The sequence below is a fragment of the Rhodococcus sp. IEGM 27 genome (genome assembly GCF_033142305.1).
Lineage (GTDB): Bacteria > Actinomycetota > Actinomycetes > Mycobacteriales > Mycobacteriaceae > Rhodococcus_F > Rhodococcus_F oxybenzonivorans.
The window spans coordinates 968,249-985,112 of record NZ_JAWLSG010000001.1 but is presented as its reverse complement, the minus strand read 5'-3'; the positions used below and the strand labels follow the sequence as shown (position 1 = coordinate 985,112).

The following is a 16,864-nucleotide window of genomic DNA, read 5'->3' as shown; positions in this document are numbered from 1 at the left end:
TTTTCGGAGTTTGCTTCTTGAAGCCGCGCGGAGTTGGGCGAGACCGGCCGATGAAGGCTGAGGATCTCTTTCATCTCGGCATCGTCACCGACAAACCCGAAGCGACCCGGATGGAGCTACGCGCCCTGTTCGGGTACGAGTGGGGCGACGAAATAGGTGGTCCGATCGCGGTGACTGTGCCGGACGGTGACACCGTCGTCGATCTCAGCTGCGCATACTCCGTCACCACACCTCGAATCGAAGTGGTGCGAAGCGTCCCCGGAACTCTGTGGGAACAAGCGCCGGGCATTCACCACGCCGGTTACTGGTCCGACGACGTCGCGGCGGACGCTGAAAAACTTGTACGCTTCGGTTTCGTGACCGAGGCGACCCGGGTGGGTTCCGACGGGCAACCGTTCTTCACCTTCCATCGCAGCGCGACGACGGGCCTTCGGATCGAATTGGTGAGTCGTGTGGCGCAGCCAGGGCTTCAGCGGTGCTGGGCCCGCCCCGAGCGGCTTTCGCGCGGCCCAGCCGAAGCGCACTAGCGCGATGGAGGATCTTGCGAACCGTATTGCCCAGCGCGCGTTGGCCAAACGCGGCGCGATCTATGCCATGGAAATCCGTGGGTTGCTCGACGCCGCGCTCGAGGTGATGCGGGCGTGTGGAACGACCACCCGCCCGCGGGTCGCGGACATTGTCGCAGCGGCCGGCCTGTCGAACGAGGCGTTCTATCGTCATTTTCGGTCGAAGGATGCACTGGTGGCAGCGCTCTTCGAGGACGGAACGGAGCGGCTGCGGAAATACGTTGCGCACCAGATGAACAAGGAGTCCACGCCTGAGGCAAAGGTTCGTCGCTGGGTCGAGGGTGTGATCTCCCAGGCTGCCGGTGAGGTCGCGGAAACCACGCGCGCCGTCCTGTGGAATGCCGGCAGTCTCGGCGAGGACGCGGCGTCGGGCCTGCGGTCGGCCAGCGATCCGCTGGCCGGATTGCTGCACGAACCGTTCAGGCAGTTGGGAAGCGAGGCGCCCGAATTCGATGCCTCCCTTGCGGCGCACGCGATGATCGGCACGTTGTCGGACTACCTCTGGCGGCGGGTTCAGCCGACTGCTACCGACATCGATCGCATCACCGTGTTCTGCCTGAGAGCCGGAGCAGCCGGGCGGTAATGCGCCGGCCGGCCGTGGCTCTCCGGTTCACGTCCGTTCGTCGTCGACGGGCCGCAGGCTGCGAAGAAAGAGCTGCACCGCCGAACGGGTGTGGCGTGCCCGGTCCTCGGGGTCGTGCACGATGCCGAAGGACGCGAGGCGCGCCGGCGCGACCGAGGCCATCCCGAGGAAGTGTTCCGCGAGCAGGTCGGGGTCTTCGGCCACGATCGAGCCGTCTGCCGCGTGCCGGTTGAGTAGGTCGACCACGAGCTGCTTGCGCGGCCAGAATCCGGTACCGAAAGTCCGGCGGGCGAGCTCCGGGTAGTGCGAAGCATGGGCAATGGCGATCTGTTCGAGCCTGATCATCGACGGTTCGAGCGCCCGACTCAGCGCGGCGGACGCGATCGCGGTCAAGGCCTCCTCCAAGTCGTCGAGGCTCGGCGCGGGTGGTTCGGGAACTGGCCAGTCGGTGCGTTGTATCGCCCATTCGAGTACCGAGCGGAAGACTGCCTCCTTGGTGGGGAAGCGGGCGTACAGGGACGGTTTGGTGGTGCCGGCCGCCTCGGCGATCGCATTCATCGACGTGCCCTCGTAGCCGTACTGGAGGAAGAGCTCGAGCGCCCTTTCTCGGACGCTTCGATCGATCCGCGTGGCTTGCTCCCGGGTGGGACGGCCGCCGCGGTGTGGCGTGGGGTCTGTACGAGAGCGGGACTTCGGCGACGTCATGCCGGTAAGTCTGCCAGCCGAGATCGGGACGGCGTGTGGACAGAATAACTATACCGTGGGTAAAGTTAAGAAAACTTGACCGAGGGTAAAGTTATTTTCGCTCACGACGCCGGAGGCACAATGTCAGGAACGACGAAACAGCGGAATGTCATCGAGACGCTGGATGCGCTTTTTCAGGAGCGGCGCCGGCAGGTGCCCTTTCTCGCGCAGCGGGCAGATGCGGAGGGAATCGAGAGAATCGCGTCCCGCGAGGACATGATTCCCCTGCTCTTCCCGCATACGGCCTACAAGAGTTACCCCGAATCGCTGATCGCGAAGGGCAATTGGCGGCAGCTCACTCGCTGGCTCGATTCCCTCTCGACCCACCGGGTCACCGACGTCGACCTGTCCGGCGTCGCGGACGTCGACGGCCTGATCGACAGGTTGGAAGCTGCCGGACATCTGGTGTCGAGTTCGAGCGGCACCAGCGGGAAGAGTTCCTTTCTGAACAAGTCTCCGCGCGACCGGGAAGTGTCGCTGCAGAACATGCTCGACGGCCTGACCGATCTCGGTCTACCGCCGGAACGCACGTGGCATTTCATTCCTGTCGGTCCGGAAACCGGGCTCAGCGGACACAATGCCATGCGCGACCTGCTCCTCGGCTCCTACGGCCGACCGGACGGCATCCCACCCTTTCCGTCCGCGCCCCCCGCCGCCGGGCACCACGCCTACATGGCGCGCCTGTCCGCTGTGCGCAAGGCGATGGCCGACGGGACCGCCACACCGGACGAGCTCGCGGCGCACGAGGCAGAGGCCGCGAAGCGGCAGGCGGAGAACGAGCGGCGCCTGCACTACTGGGCAGAGCAGATACTCGAACATCGTTCGGAGCGAATCTTCTTCAGCTCCCAGTTCGCAAGCCTGTTTCGGCTCACGGAGATACTGCGCGAGCTCGGAGCGAAAGACGGAGACATCACCGGCGAGAATGCGCTGACGGTGGGCGGCGGATTGAAGGGCCACTCCTTGCCTGCCGACTATCAAGCGCAGATCTACCGGATGCTGAATATCTCACCGAGCAGGTTCTTCCACTACTACTCCATGCAGGAGTTGAATCTGCGTCTTCCCCGATGTTCCGCCGAGCGCTACCACGTGCCGTCCGGACTCGTACTCTTCGTACTCGACAAGAACGGCGAGGCGCCGGCACCGGAATCGCACGGACAGGTCGAGGGTCGTGCCGCATTCTTCGACACGACCGTCGACGGGCGCTGGGGCGGGACGATCACCGGCGACAAGATCAGCGTCGACCTAGACGCGTGCGCCTGCGGCCGATCGGGGCCCTCGATCGCCCCCGACATCACTCGGTACTCGGATCTGGTCGACGACGACAAGATCACCTGTGCCGGCACCACGGATGCTTACGTCCGCGGATTCATCGAGGACTGAGGACGAAACCATGACGACGACAACCACTCTCACCCCGAGTACGTCCAAGATCCGTGTACCCCACTTCGTGCGCGGCAAGCTGATCTGGGGTGACGACACCGAATATCTCTCCCGCGACTTCGGCGTGCCGTTCGCCACGCCGCGCCTGAAGCTCGACGAACTGTTCGTTCCGCGCACCCAGCAGGGCCCGGCCTTCGGCGTTCCACTCTCGGAGATCATCGACTTTCTCGTCGAGACCGCGAAACATCTCACGCTCGAAACGAACGAATATCTGCAGGAGTCCCTCGAGATGACCCTGCAGGTCAGCGCGCTGCCCCGGCGGATCATCGAGAATACGTTCGCCAGGCCCGGGCAGTTCCTGACCAGGGAGGCGCTCGAGTACCGGCTCGACCGCACGTTCGGTGACCGGAATCTACTCGACGGATGGGTCGAGCGCACCGATCCGAACGGACGGGTGAGCCGGATTCGGGCCTTCCCGCCTCGGCTCGTCCACATGCTCGCAGGGAACTCACCGAGCGCAGCCATGACCTCGATCGCCGACGCGGCGCTTGTCAAGGCGGTGAACGTCTTCAAGATGCCCTCTGCTGATCCCTTCACCACGGTTGCCGTACTTCGAACCATGTCGGACATCGAGCCCGATCACCCGATTCTCCGATCGATGTCGGCTGTCTACTGGCGCGGGGGCGACGCGCAGGTCGAGAACGTGCTGTACCGCTCTCAGTACTTCGACAAGCTGGTGGCCTGGGGTGGCGGCTCCGCGATCGAGAACGCCGCGAAGTACGCCGGGCCGGGGTTCCAGTTGATCTCGTTCGATCCCAAGGTGTCGATGTCCATCGTCGGCAGAGAGGCGTTCGCATCGGAGGAGACCCTGCAGCAGGTGGCCGAACTCGCCGCAGCCGACGCCACGATCTTCAACCAGGACGCATGCGTCGCAGCTCGGCACATCGCGGTCGAGGGTGACATCGGGCAGGTCGACCGGTTCTGTGCCGCGCTCACCGCACGACTCGGTGTCGACCGGGACTTCGCGGAGGCAACCGGGCCGAAGACTCCCAGCGACATTCGTGAGGAGGTGGAGGGAATGCGCTTCCTCGAACCCGACTATCGGGTCTGGGGAGGTTACGACGGTAGCGGCCTGGTTGTGCGCTCGCCCGAGCCGGTCGACTTCCACCCGACGAACAAGACGGTCAACGTCGTGCCGGTCGCGTCGATGGGCGACGCCGCCGCCTTCGCGACGGTGGCGACGCAGACGGTCGGCATCTACCCGACACACCGGAAGGCCGAGGTGCGCGATCATCTTGCCACGGCGGGCGTGCAGCGTGTCGTGAAACTGGGTAGCGCACTCACCGGCAGCATGGGCAGCCCTCACGACGGTATGTATCCCCTCCATCGTTTTGTGAACTGGGTGGTGGACGACGATGCCTGACTCGGATCGCAGGAGGGGAATGGGGATGCGTGTGCTGGGCTCGTCCGGCCTTCGTGTCAGCGAGCTCTGCCTGGGTGCAATGACATTCGGGACGGAGTGGGGGTTCGGCGCGGATGAGAAGACGTCGCGGGAAATCTACAGTGCCTTCCGCGACGCGGGCGGCAACGTGGTCGACACGGCCAATAACTACACCGAAGGCGCGAGCGAGTCGATTGTCGGGCGACTGGTAGCGGGCGAGCGCGATTCTGTCGTCCTGAGTACCAAATTCACACTGCCGACCCACAAGGACGATCCGAACTCGGGCGGCAGCCACCGCAAGAGCCTGCGTCGCAGCGTCGAGACGAGCCTGCGACGGCTGGGCACCGACTATGTCGACTTGTTGTGGGTACATGCGTGGGACCAGTGCACTCCCGTCGAAGAGACATTGCGTGCACTCGACGACCTGGTGCGAGCAGGCAAGGTCCTCGCGATCGGCGTGACCAACACGCCCGCCTGGGTCGTCTCCCGATCGGCCGCTATTGCCGAGTTGAGGGGCTGGTCCGCGTTTTGCGGCATGCAGGTCGAATACTCGCTCGTCGCACGGACTCCGGACCGAGAGCTCCTGCCCATGGCGCGGGCACTCGGCCTGGCTGTCTACGCGTGGAGTCCGCTCGCACGCGGGATACTGGCCGGGAAGCTTCCCGGTGGTATGGAGCGGCTGTCCCTGTCTCACCAACGGGGTGTGAACGCCGCCGTCGAAATCGCGGAAGAACTCGGAACCACCTCCGCGCGCGTGGCGCTGGCCTGGGTGCTGCGCCAGGGGCTGATGCCGTCGATCGGCGCACGTACCGTGAACCAGATCCACGATAATCTCGGCGCACTGAGTGTCCATCTGGACGACTCACATATGGAGCGGCTCGACGCGGCCACACGTGTGCGGCTCGGCTATCCGCACGACTTTCTGCACGAGCGTCGGGCGATGTTCTCGTCGGATGCCGACAACGCAACCTGAGTGGGAAGGAACCACGATCATGGCGACTACACGGTCGTTCATCAATGGAGTATCTGTCGATTCCCCCGAGTGGTACGAGAACATCGACCCGTCCACGGGCCGTTCCCTGGGCACCGTCGCACGTGCCACGGCGCAGCAGGTCGATTCCGCGGTGTTCGCTGCCCGTGCGGCGAACAGGTGGTGGCGGCGCACCAAGCCCGAGGATCGTGCAAACATCCTCACCCGTATCGCACACCTGATCCTGCGCGACAAGGAACACCTTGCGCGGATGGAGAGCGAGGATTCGGGCAAACCTCTCAGCCAGGCGCGCAACGACGTCGACGTGTCGGCACGCTACTTCAGCTTCTACGGGCACGCGATCGACACCTACTACGGTCAGTCGATTCCGCTCTCGGCCGACCTGCACGTGTACACCCGGCGTGAGCCGTTCGGGGTCACCGCCCACATCGTGGCCTGGAACTACCCGATGCAACTCCTCGCGCGCGCGGTGGCACCCGCCATTGCAACCGGCAACTGCTCGGTGGCCAAACCGGCGGACGAAACACCCCGCACCGCGGTGGCGTTCGCGCAGCTGGCTATCGAGGCAGGCTTACCGCCCGGTGTGTTCAACGTCGTCACCGGGATCGGCGCCGAAACCGGTGCGGCACTGTCCACGCATACCGGGATAGACCACGTCGGGTTCGTCGGGTCCACCCGGATCGGCGCGGTGATCGCGCGTGCGGCCGCCGACCGTGTCGTTCCCGTGGTACTCGAGCTCGGGGGTAAGTCCGCGCAGATCGTCTTTCCCGACGCCGATCTGGACGCAGCGTCCACGGCGGTGGCGAAGGCAATCCTGCAGAACGCCGGGCAAACCTGCTCCGCAGGTTCGCGTCTGCTCGTTCACGAGTCCGTCCATACCGAAATGGTCGATCGGGTCGCCGAACGCTTCGCCCACGTCACCATCGGAGCCGGTGTCGACGACAAAGAGCTCGGTCCGCTGGTGTCCGCCAAGCAGCAGGGCCGGGTCAAATCCATGGTCGACGATCTCACCAAGGGTGAAGTCGTGTTCGGGGGCACCGTCCCTGACGACGAATCGCTCGCCGGCGGCGCATACTTCGCGCCGACCCTCATCGACAACGTGGATCCGGTCTCACCGATCGCTCAGGAGGAGATTTTCGGGCCCGTTCTCGTGGTCAATTCCTTCGCCGCCGAAGAGGAGGCGGTCGCACTGGCGAACGGCACCGAGTATGCGCTGCTCGGCTCGGTGTGGACCTCCGACCTTTCTCGGGCGCACCGGATGGCCGCGGACATCGAGGCAGGTCAGGTGTACGTCAACACCTACGGCGCAGGTGGTGGTGTGGAACTTCCCTTCGGCGGCTTCAAGAAGTCCGGATACGGGCGTGAGAAAGGGTACGAGGCCCTCGACGCCTTCACCGCTACCAAGACGGTTGTCGTCAAACTCTGACGTGAAGCGGATCGACCCTCTACGCATGATGCCCGCCGACTCCGGTCGGCGGGCATCATGCGTGTAAAAGGTTCCTGGCCTAAGAGTTCGCGAGTTCGTAGCGTCGGCGGTACTCCTCCTTGGACGTCTCACTCACGTCGACGTCCGTGGCGCGGGCACGCAGGGCTCCCACGGTGGCCTGCTCGCGAGGAGTGTGCTCGAACGGATCCCAATCGAAGAACCTGGCAACATTCTTCCAGGTGATTTTATCGATCTCCTCGTCGGTGCAGCGGGAGGCGGCGAGCTCCTCCATCAGCATCTCCGGCGAATTCGGCCAGGTGGAATCGGAGTGCGGGAAGTCGCACTCCCACGCGATGGTGTCGATGCCCAGCCGCTCACGGTTGTTCAGACCGCTCGGCTCGGTGATGTAACACGCCAGGAAGTTCTTTCGCCACACGTCCGTAGGGCCCATTCCTTTGGGAAGGAAGCTCATGCCCGTCCACGACTGGTTCTCGATATGCCGCTCCAGCCGGTCGAGCCACGGCGCCACCCAGCCCACACCACCCTCGCTCATGGCGACCTTGAGGTCGGGGAACTTCTGGAAAGCCCCGCTGAGCATCATGTCGTTGGCCGCGATGGTCGAGATGAGGGGCGTCAAGACCATCATGTCGTCGATGTTGAAACCCTCTGGCCGCTTGACGAGGCCGAAGCCGCCGCCGATGTGCAGGCTGAGGACGATGTTGTGCTCCACGCACGCTTTGAAAACCGGGTCCCAGTGACCCGATTTGAAGTCGGGAAACCCGACACCGTAGGGCGTTTCGGGAATGCTGATGGATCGACAGCCCATCGCGGCGAGCCGGTGGATCTCCTTGACCGACGCGTCCATGTCGAAGAACGGGATGATGCCGAGCGGGATGAAGCGGCCCGGGTAGGTGCTGGGGACCTCGCCGACGACCCAGTCGTTGAACGCCTGGCAGGCAGCGAGAGACAGCTTCTTGTCCGGCAGGCTGGCCAGATGGGTGCCGGCGAATCCCGGGAAGGTGGCGAAAAGTGTTGCGGCAAGGGTGCCGTTGGCATCCATGTCCCGTACCCGCATGCTCATGTCGTAAACACCGGGGCGCATCTCGGCGTAGCCCGTCGGATCCATTCCCCACTCGTTCTTGGGCCAGGAGACCACGGCGTTCAGCCCCGAGCTGCCGACCACGACGTCCTGGAACATCCAGGCCTGCACGTTGGGGTTCCGCGGGTGGGCTGTCAGCTTGGGAGCTTGGTCCATGAGACTCTTCGGGAAGTGCTTTTCGAAGATGTCGGCTGGTTCGACTACGTGGTCGTCGATGCTGACCATCACCAAGTCGTCAATGTTCATTGGAAGTCCTCTCCTGCACTGCGCAGAAATATCCGGCAGTGGCGCCAGTCACTAATGAGAATAGTACTTTCATTTGTGAGAATCTAGATCCCGCGGTTGAATCGGCAGTTTGCGGTGGGGCCGGTCGTGGGCGGGAACCGAGCGACACCGTTCAGCGCAGGACAGTGCCGCCATCGACGTTGACGACCTGACCGTTGATCCACGCCCCGTCGTCGGACATCAGATAGGCGACCATTCCCGAGATGTCGCTCGGCCTGCCCGCGCGCGGGCTGCGGGATCGGGCGATCAAAGATTGCAGCAACTCCGGCGAGGCCCCCTGCTCGATCTCAGGAGTGAGGATCAATCCGGGAGTAATGGCATTGGCGCGGATGCCCTCCCGGCCCCAGCGAGAGGCAACGTGCCGCGCCATGGCATTGATACCCGCCTTGGTCGCGGAGTAGGCCGGGCGTTCGGGATCACCCGTGAAGGACGCGATGGACGAGGTGTACACGATGGTCCCACCGCCTCGGGCGAGAAGCTCCGGAATGCTGTGGCGGGTGACGAGCATGTGGCCGCGGAGATTGACGGCGATGGTGCGGTCCCATATCTCGAGGTCGATATCGACGATATTCGTGTCCTTGGACACCGCCGCCATGTCCCCGGCGTTGATGTGGACTGCGTCCAGGTGTCCGTAGGTCCGCACGGAGAACGCGAGCAATTCCTTGACGGACTCGTCGTCGGAGATGTCGAACTGTGCGGCGACCGCCTGACCACCGGCCTCGCTGATGGCTGCAGCGGTCTTCTCGGCACCGGGAAAATTCAGGTCACCGACCACGACCCGTGCGCCGCACTGTGCCAACCGGTGCGCAGAGGCGGCGCCCAGGCCGGTGGCCGCACCGGCGACGAGGATTACCTTGTTTGTCAGACCCTCCACGAGGACCTCCTTGGTGACGTCATTCCGCGGTCCATGGGGAGATCCGCGGCGATCGGGTGTGCGAAATGGGGTGCTCGGCGTCGTTCATCGACAACGCCTCCTGCCGCGCCGGCAGTACGGAAGTGCTCATCGGGGGTACCGCACCGGATGGCCAGCGCTGATGACTTTTTCGAGGATTCCGAGGTCACCGCCGAGTTCGGCGACGGTTGAACGGACTACGGCCACATCCTTGTCGAGGAACTCACCGACCGCGCTTCGGAAGGACCCCACCGAGCCTCTCGCCGCGACCCTGCCCATGACCCGACTGGCGGAGCTTCCGTGGGGAAGGGCCTCCAACAGCACGGACTCGTCTAGTCCGAGCTGCCTGCCGAGGTCGGCGGCTTCGGCGAGGAGTCCGATCTGTGCCGCGAACAGTGCATTGTTCACCAGCTTCACGCGTTGACCGTTGCCGCTGGGGCCGACATGGAGAATGGGATCGCCGTAGCTTTGCAGTATCGGGCGAGTTCGTGCCACAGCGCCCTCGGGTCCGCCGAGGAAAAGGGTCAAGCACCCGGCTGCGATATCGGGTGGCCCGCCGCTGACCGCGGCGTCGATCACGTCGATGCCGTGTGCCGCTGCACGTTCCGCGACGGTCTCGACCGTGCGGGGACTCACCGTGGTGTGGACCGCCAGGACGGCGCCGCTCGGCATGGCCGCCAGCAACGGGCTGTCGAGGCACACGTGCCGAACCTGGTCGTCGCTGAATACGCATACCGTCACGAGATCGGCTCCCTGGCCGATCTCGGAAAGATCGGAGAATGCCTCCGCCCCCGACGCGTAGATAGCGGCCCGGCTTTCGGGCGAGCGGCCCAGCGCGCGCACTTCGTGACCGGCTTCGGCGAGCTTGCGCACCATGGGGAGTCCCATGCGCCCGGCGCCGATGAATCCGACGCGACTCATCTCGGGTGGTCCATCAGGGTGAGCGTGGTGTCTGCGGCGGCCATCGCGATTCCCGTCGGGACCTCCGCCGCGGCCGCGAGACCGGCCACCAGCCCGACATCCTTCTGGAGCAGCTCGCCTGCGTGCGCCGCGATGCGATCGAGAGTGCCGCCGGCAGAGACGATTCGGCTGAGTGCAAAGCTGTCGGCTGTCCCGTGTGTGATGACTTCACCGAGTCTGGCGGGGTCGACACCCAGTGACTGCCCGAGGCTCAGGGTGCTGGCCGCCGTGGCGAGGTTGGCGGTGAAGAGCAGATTGTTGAGCAGTTTCGTGACCTGTCCGGCGCCCAGCGGACCTAGGTGGACGACAGGGTTCGCATACATCGAGAACACCGGCCGGCAGCGGTCATAGTCGTCGACCGCTCCTCCCACCATCACCAGCAGACGCCCTTCGGTGGCCGCCGATCCGCCGCCGCTCACCGGAGCATCGACTACGGAGACCCCGCGCTCCCGCGCCTTGGCAGCCAGGTTGTGACACGTGTCCGGGTGCACCGTGCTGTGGATGGCGATCACGCCGCCGTCCTTCATTCCCTCGAGTACACCGTCCTCACCGGCGACCACCTCCTGGACGTCGTCGTCGCTGACCACGCAGATGCACACGAGATCGCTTGCTGCCCCGAGGTCGGCAGGGGAGTCGGCAAACGTCGCGGCGGTGTCGGCGAAGGGCACGAAAGCATCGGGACGGCGCGCCCACAGGGTGACGTCGTAGCCCGCATGAATGATGCGGCGTGCCATGGGCGCGCCCTGGCTACCGAGTCCGATGAATCCGACGCGCATCAGTGTTCCTCCGATTCGAGATTAGGAATCATGCGGCCACGACCTCTCGCGGCTGCGGTCGCCAGAACACTGCAAGCAGCCCCGCCGTCGATGCGACGCCCAGACCCAGTGCGGTGCCCCCACCGGCCCAGCCGGCGATGTCGATGCCTGCGATGGCGTCGATCGAGAACTCTCCCGGCCCGAGCATTGCCAACGCCAGAGCGGTCACCGACAGCACCAGGACGTATTCATAGCCTTCCTTGAAGACGAAGAACCCGTTGGGCCGGTGGGCGAGGATTCCCGCCACGAGCATCACCGAGATGACCGCCGCGCAGGCGAGTGGTGTGAGTAGGCCAATGACGAGAAGTAAGCCCGCACCGATTTCGGTGACAACACTCAGCCACGCCTGCAGCTTGCCCTGCCGCAGACCCAGTCCGCTGAACCAGCGGGCAGTCCCTTCGATACGGCCACCGCCGCGCCAATGGTTCAGTCCGTGCGCGATCATGGTCACTCCGACAACCAGTCTGACAAGTAGCAGTGCAACATCGACGGCGTGCATCAGTCGTCCTTTCCCGTTGTGCTGTGTGTGCAGTCCTCGACGAAGGACAACACCTTCGCGTAGTAGTCCGGGGCTCCATGGCCGAGACTGAGGTTGTGCCCGCTGCCGGCCTGTTCGTTGACAGTGACGCGGGGCGCAGCAGTGAACATGGCCGCGATGTCTTGCAGTGCAGCGGAGTCGATTCGCCACACCTTCTCGAACTCGGCGGCGGTGAAGTGGACGGGAACTCGTATCCGCGCCGCGAGCGCCGGAAAGTCGATTCGCGCCCAGGTCGCCAGGACACCTGACTCGTAACGGGGAGTCGATGAGGCGATAGGTGCGCCGCCGATCAGTTCGGTGGGGTACAGGTGGCTCGGTTGCCACAGCAACTCGCGCACGGCCTCCGGTGGTGCCGGCTGGTGCGGCGTGCCCAGGATTTCCGCCGCCACCGGCTGGTGTTCGCGACCGGTGCCGGCAAGCTCGATACCCAGTAAGTCGGTGCCTCGTTCGTCGGCGGCCATGCGGACTGCGAGCTCCGAACCGGCCGAATGCGCCCACACGAAGACGCCGGCGCCGCGCGGGCGCGACCCGAGGTGGTGGTCGATGGCCGCATAGGTGAGGTCGACGCGTCGTTGGTGGGGGGCGATCTCGACCGCGAACGGTGCAGAAGTGCCGTAGCCCGGCCGGTCGAGCGCGAGCACGGTGTACCCGAGCGCAGACCCGAACCGCAACAGCGACAGTTCGGGGTGGCCCGGGCAGTCGTAGTAGGCCGAGTTCGTTGCTCCGCCGTGCAGCGCGACGATCACCGCGCGCGGATTCGGGGCCTCGGACAACAACGCCGACATCGGGACTCCGTCGATGTCGGCCACGCGCGCGCACGGCGTGGTGGTTTCAGGTCCGTCGAAGTCGGCGGGCAGCGAGAGATCGCGATCCGTGGTGGTCATGCATCCGTCCTGAGGAGCAGGGCGCCGCCGGGGGAGAGGCCTCCGGTGGCGGTGACGGCGACGCGGGCGCCGGGAACCTGGCGTGCCCCGGCATCGCCGCGCAATTGGGTGACGGCTTCGTGGATCAGTCCCATGCCGTGGGTACGGCCGTGTGAGAGCTGACCGCCGTGCGTGTTGAGGGGGAGCACGCCGTCCCGGGCAATGTTCGTGCCGCCGTCGAGGAAATCTTTCGCTTCACCGATGCCGCAGAAGCCCAGGGCCTCTACCCAGGACAGGCAGTTGAACGTGAACCCGTCGTAGAGCTCGGCCACGTCGACATCACTGGGGCTCATCGAAGTCCGCGACCACAGGTGGGCGGCGGGGCCGAGAACCTGAGGTTCGTGCGTCAGCGTGCTCTGATCCCATTCGATCCGCTCGACGATCTGGGTGCCGACGGCCTCGACGAGCACGGGCGGCTTCGCGAGATCGTGGGCGGCGTCCACCGCCGAGACGATGACGGCAACCGAGCCGTCGCAGGGAACGTCGCAGTCGTAGAGACCGAACGGTGTGGTGATCGTCCGGGCAGACAGGTAGTCGTCCATCGTCATCGGATCGCGGTACACAGCAGTGGGATTGAGCGCGGCGTTGGCTCGCTGGTTCAGTGCGATCCAACCGAGTGTTTCCCGGGTGGTTCCATATCGGTGGAAGTGCCGCTGTGCGTTCTGGGCCAGCGTATGTGCTGCCGAGGTGGCCCCGAACGGCACCATCCAGCTGGGAGTGCGGCCGGTGGCCGGTGGGGGGATCTCGCCGCGACGCATCTGCTCGCTGTAGGTCGCTTCCCAGAGGGTCCGGTAACACAGCACATGACGTGCCAGGCCACTGGCGACCGCGAGCATCGCGGCGATCACGGATCCGCCTGGACCGAAGGTTTCGATGCCCCCGTTGTGCCATGTCGGCCGGAGTCCGAGGGCTGCCTCGACTCCGGACACACCGCCCTCGCCGAAACCGCCGACTCGGCCGGCGCCGGGATAACTTGCGAGGCCGTCGATATCGTCCATCGTGAGGCCGGCATCGGCCACCGCACGCTCGCAGGCCTGCAGTGTCAGCGCCATCGGCGACACCATCAGCCGTCGACCGATTTCCGACATCCCGATGCCGGTGAGAGCTACCTTGTCCTCGAACTTTTCGCGCGTCACCATGGGGCGCACGGACATCCTGATCTGGCTCGGATCGACTTCGTCCGTAGGCAGGGGAAGAGGCGCAGGCTGTTCGGCCGCAGGCCGGAACAGCGGGAGCCACACATCGCCGTCCTGCGTGAAGACGACCTCCATCCGCATACCGAGTTCGAGCAGTGCAGGGTCGCACTCGACCACGTTGGTCGTCAGACGAACCCGCTGATCCTCGTCGATCGCGACCTGGGCCACCACGTAGGGCGCCGGCAACCCGGGCAGGCTGAAGCGGTGATTGACAGTGAATCCGATGAGAGTCGCGGAACCGGACACCACCCGGACACCCAACTGATGGCTTCGGCAGTACCGGCAGATCGGTTGTGGCGGATGGATGAGAGCCGAGCACGACTCACACTCCTGCAGCCGCAGGCGGCCATCCGCGCCGGACGTCCAGAAGAAGCGGTTCTGCGGCGTGATCTGGGGAAGGGGACGGCCGGACTCTTCGGCCGCCTTCCCCTCTACCACCGAATCGACCACCGTGGAATCAGCCACGTGCTTGCGCATCCTTACCTCGTGCCGTGATCGGTTCGGCGAGTCCCTGCTCGTCGCAGATCAGTTGGAGCTTGTCGAGCGTGTCATCCAGGCCGGCGCCCAAGCGGGGGCCGGGAGTGAACGTCGCCGGAAGATGACGCATGCCCTGAATGACACCGATGGAGTCGTAGTGCACGGTGCCCTCCGGGTCACAGCGGTAGTCGGGCATCCGGTCGAGCACGGCGACGAGCATCCGCTTGAACACGGTTCGTGCGACGTTGGATCCGATGCAACGGTGAATTCCCAGACCAAAACTGAAGTGGCGGTTTCCCTTGCGCTCGAGATCGATCTGGTTCGGCTCCGGAAACAGCGACGAGTCGCGGTTGGCCATCGCCCAGGACAGCCAGAGGCGGTCGCCCTCCTTCAACTGGATTCCGTCGTACTCGCAGTCGGCAGAGATCGTGCGCCCGTCGCCCGGTGCAGGGGCGAAGTAGCGCAGGAATTCCTCGGTCGCGGAGTTCAGCAGGGTGTCGCGTTCGCGGCTGAGAGTGTCGCGCTCCCCGGGATGCTGAGACAGCCACTCGAGCGAGTGCGCCGTAAGTGCCGTCGTCGTGTCGAACCCGCCGCCGATGAGGAGGCTGAGAATGCCGAGCAGTTCCATATCGTCCGGTGTCTCGCCGTCGACTGTGGCGCGTGCGAGCGCGTCCACCAGTCCTGGACGGGGATTCTCGCGGATCTCCATGAGATTGGTGAGAAGGTCCAATCCCATGGCGCGATGCAGTTCTCCGATCCGCGGGATGTCGGGGGAGTCCGGTGGTGTGTAGACCGCGGCGTGGACCGGCTCGTTGTAGATCGTCCATTTCTTGATGGGGATTCCGAGCATCGCCAGTGTGAGGACGGCGGGGACGATGTTCGCGAGCTCGTCTACGAAGTCGATCCTGCCCGTTTCGATTTTCTCGTCGATGGACGCGCGCACCACCTCGTCGATGAACGGGATCCACCTGTTGACTGCAGCGGGCGACAGGTACGGGTTGAGAAGCGAACGAAATTCGCGATGCTCGGGTTCGTCCATTTCGAGGATGCCGCCTCGGACGCCGCTCGCGCGTTCCATTGTGGGGATAGCTATGCCCTTGTATCCACGACGGATGCCTTTCAGGTCGTGATCGTTCGACACGTCGGCGGACCGGGCGAAGGTGAACACCTCGCGACCGCCCGCGGCGACCCAGTGGCCGCCATGGGTATCGGACCAGGCCATCGGACACTTCGCGTGCATTTCCTCCGTTATCGGTAGGAAATTGTCACGGTACTCCGGTGCGTGCCGGTCGAAGTCGTAGGTGTTCTTCTTCCGACTGTCGTCGTCTACGACGTCATCAACGCTCATCGCGTCGTCCTCTCTTGCGGTTCGGAGTGAATCGGCGAGTTCCGATCGGCAGCCGTGTCAGAAAAGGGAGATAGCCTGCTCTGGGCAGGAGTGGGCGGCTTCGCGCACCTTCTCTTCGTGTTCGGCGGACACCGATTCGCTGACGGCCGACGCGTGGCCGTCGATGTCGCTCAGTTCGAATACGTCTGGAGCTGCCATTGCGCACAGCGTGTGCCCTTGGCAGCGTTCTGGGTCGACCTTCACCTTCACGTTATTCCTCCTGATTGCAGGTGAATCAAATTCGAGCACATACTGTTTCGATTCCGTCGAGCCGCGCTCCGGCCGCAGGTCAGGTGTGGTAGTCGTACCACTTGAGGTAGCCGCCGCCGTCGACACGCATCTGCATGCCGGTGACGTATCGGGCTTCGTCGGAGGCGAGGAACAGGACGGTGTTGCTGATGTCCTCGGGCTCGACGTAGGGGATCGGCATGGCCTGTTGAACCCCGAAAGCGGGCTCGGCGTCCGCCCGCGTCGGGTGTTCCAGATCTGGCCGGAACGATCGATACATCGGCTCGCTCTGCAGCATGTCGGTATTGCAGTTCGTTGGGTGCACGACGTTGGCACGAATGCCGCGCGGGGCGAGATGTGTCGCGAGTTCGTGGATGTATTGGGAAAGTGCACGTTTGGAGAAGACGTATGCGATTCCGCCGAGGTCCTTGCCGGGAACGTCCACCTTGCTCACGTCCATGAGTGCGGCGGTCGATCCGGTTGCGATGATCGAGGCACCGTCTCCGAGGTGGGGTAACGCGACCTGGACGGCATTCATGGTCCCGATCAGGTTGGTGTCGACCACAGCACACCAGGCGTCGATCTGTGGTTCACCCTTCATGCCCGCGACACCGGCTTGCGCGACCACTATGTCGAGAGAGCCGAGTTCGGCGATGCCACGCTCCACCGCGGCCCTCAACTGGTCGACCTGCCGAACGTCGGTCTGGACGGCGACGATGCGCCGGCCGTGCTTCTCGACCAGGCGGACAGTCTCCTCGAGATCCTCCGGGGTCGCCATCGGATAACCGATCGCCGCGATGTCGCTACACAGGTCGACAGCGATGATGTCGGCTCCCTCTTCGGCCAGTCGCACCGCATGGCTGCGACCCTGGCCCCGCGCCGCGCCGGTGACGAACGCGACCTTGCCCTCAACACGTCCCACTGAAAATCCTT

General features: G+C 64.8%; 17 protein-coding genes. 6 read left to right on the top strand and 11 right to left on the bottom strand.

Features of this window, described 5'->3' with window-relative positions; translation table 11 throughout:
• Positions 1-50 precede the first annotated feature (50 nt).
• Positions 51-527 carry a VOC family protein gene (locus R4P95_RS04650; protein ID WP_317743725.1) on the top strand — a complete coding sequence of 159 codons (477 nt, stop codon included), beginning with the start codon at positions 51-53 and terminating at the stop codon, positions 525-527.
• A gap of 4 nt (positions 528-531) precedes the next feature.
• A complete protein-coding gene (locus tag R4P95_RS04645) occupies positions 532-1,149 on the top strand; it encodes a helix-turn-helix domain-containing protein (RefSeq protein ID WP_317743724.1) in 618 nt (205 codons plus the stop codon).
• 27 nt (positions 1,150-1,176) lie between these two features.
• Here R4P95_RS04645 and R4P95_RS04640 read toward each other — a convergent pair whose 3' ends face one another.
• Positions 1,177-1,854, bottom strand: coding sequence for a TetR/AcrR family transcriptional regulator (locus R4P95_RS04640; RefSeq protein WP_317743722.1), 678 nt, complete (start codon positions 1,852-1,854; stop codon positions 1,177-1,179).
• A 120-nt stretch (positions 1,855-1,974) separates the two neighbouring features.
• Between R4P95_RS04640 and R4P95_RS04635 the strand changes: the two genes are divergently transcribed.
• Genes R4P95_RS04635 through R4P95_RS04620 form a run of 4 tightly spaced genes read left to right on the top strand, consistent with a single transcriptional unit; the run spans position 1,975 to position 7,131 of the window.
• Positions 1,975-3,273, top strand: coding sequence for a hypothetical protein (locus tag R4P95_RS04635; RefSeq protein WP_213573608.1), 1,299 nt, complete (start codon positions 1,975-1,977; stop codon positions 3,271-3,273).
• Positions 3,274-3,283: 10 nt separating this feature from the next.
• Positions 3,284-4,696, top strand: a complete 1,413-nt coding sequence (locus tag R4P95_RS04630; RefSeq protein ID WP_213573606.1) for an acyl-CoA reductase — start codon at positions 3,284-3,286, stop codon at positions 4,694-4,696.
• Between the two features lie 19 nt (positions 4,697-4,715).
• On the top strand, positions 4,716-5,687 hold the full coding sequence (locus R4P95_RS04625) for an aldo/keto reductase (protein ID WP_213573604.1): 972 nt from the start codon (positions 4,716-4,718) through the stop codon (positions 5,685-5,687).
• 19 nt (positions 5,688-5,706) lie between these two features.
• Complete coding sequence (locus R4P95_RS04620; protein WP_213573602.1) at positions 5,707-7,131, top strand: aldehyde dehydrogenase family protein; 1,425 nt, start codon at positions 5,707-5,709, stop codon at positions 7,129-7,131.
• A 79-nt stretch (positions 7,132-7,210) separates the two neighbouring features.
• On the opposite strand, the gene R4P95_RS04615 is transcribed toward R4P95_RS04620, so the two are convergent.
• The 10 genes from R4P95_RS04615 to R4P95_RS04570 all read right to left on the bottom strand — a co-directional run bounded on the left by R4P95_RS04615 (position 7,211) and on the right by R4P95_RS04570 (position 16,853).
• A complete protein-coding gene (locus R4P95_RS04615; protein WP_317743721.1) occupies positions 7,211-8,476 on the bottom strand; it encodes an amidohydrolase family protein in 1,266 nt (421 codons plus the stop codon).
• Positions 8,477-8,627: 151 nt separating this feature from the next.
• Entirely contained in the window at positions 8,628-9,389 is a 762-nt protein-coding gene (locus R4P95_RS04610) for an SDR family NAD(P)-dependent oxidoreductase (protein ID WP_317743720.1), read from the bottom strand.
• Between the two features lie 126 nt (positions 9,390-9,515).
• Positions 9,516-10,328 carry an NAD(P)-dependent oxidoreductase gene (locus R4P95_RS04605; RefSeq protein ID WP_317743719.1) on the bottom strand — a complete coding sequence of 271 codons (813 nt, stop codon included), beginning with the start codon at positions 10,326-10,328 and terminating at the stop codon, positions 9,516-9,518.
• Positions 10,325-11,143: an NAD(P)-dependent oxidoreductase gene (locus tag R4P95_RS04600; RefSeq protein ID WP_213573594.1), complete on the bottom strand. Its 819-nt coding sequence runs from the start codon at positions 11,141-11,143 to the stop codon at positions 10,325-10,327. The genes R4P95_RS04605 and R4P95_RS04600 overlap by 4 nt, the downstream gene beginning before the upstream one ends.
• Positions 11,144-11,171: 28 nt before the next feature.
• Complete coding sequence (locus R4P95_RS04595; RefSeq protein WP_213573592.1) at positions 11,172-11,681, bottom strand: DoxX family protein; 510 nt, start codon at positions 11,679-11,681, stop codon at positions 11,172-11,174.
• Positions 11,681-12,604: an alpha/beta hydrolase gene (locus tag R4P95_RS04590; protein ID WP_213573590.1), complete on the bottom strand. Its 924-nt coding sequence runs from the start codon at positions 12,602-12,604 to the stop codon at positions 11,681-11,683. The genes R4P95_RS04595 and R4P95_RS04590 overlap by 1 nt, the downstream gene beginning before the upstream one ends.
• Complete coding sequence (locus tag R4P95_RS04585) at positions 12,601-14,316, bottom strand: thiolase C-terminal domain-containing protein (RefSeq protein ID WP_397517660.1); 1,716 nt, start codon at positions 14,314-14,316, stop codon at positions 12,601-12,603. Before R4P95_RS04585 ends, R4P95_RS04590 begins: the two co-directional genes overlap by 4 nt.
• The gene (locus R4P95_RS04580; protein ID WP_213573587.1) at positions 14,297-15,664 is read right to left on the bottom strand and encodes a cytochrome P450; all 1,368 of its coding nucleotides are present in this window, start codon (positions 15,662-15,664) and stop codon (positions 14,297-14,299) included. The genes R4P95_RS04585 and R4P95_RS04580 overlap by 20 nt, the downstream gene beginning before the upstream one ends.
• A gap of 57 nt (positions 15,665-15,721) precedes the next feature.
• A complete protein-coding gene (locus R4P95_RS04575; RefSeq protein ID WP_109334874.1) occupies positions 15,722-15,913 on the bottom strand; it encodes a ferredoxin in 192 nt (63 codons plus the stop codon).
• A gap of 79 nt (positions 15,914-15,992) precedes the next feature.
• The gene (locus R4P95_RS04570; protein ID WP_317743717.1) at positions 15,993-16,853 is read right to left on the bottom strand and encodes a mycofactocin-coupled SDR family oxidoreductase; all 861 of its coding nucleotides are present in this window, start codon (positions 16,851-16,853) and stop codon (positions 15,993-15,995) included.
• Positions 16,854-16,864: the final 11 nt, after the last annotated feature.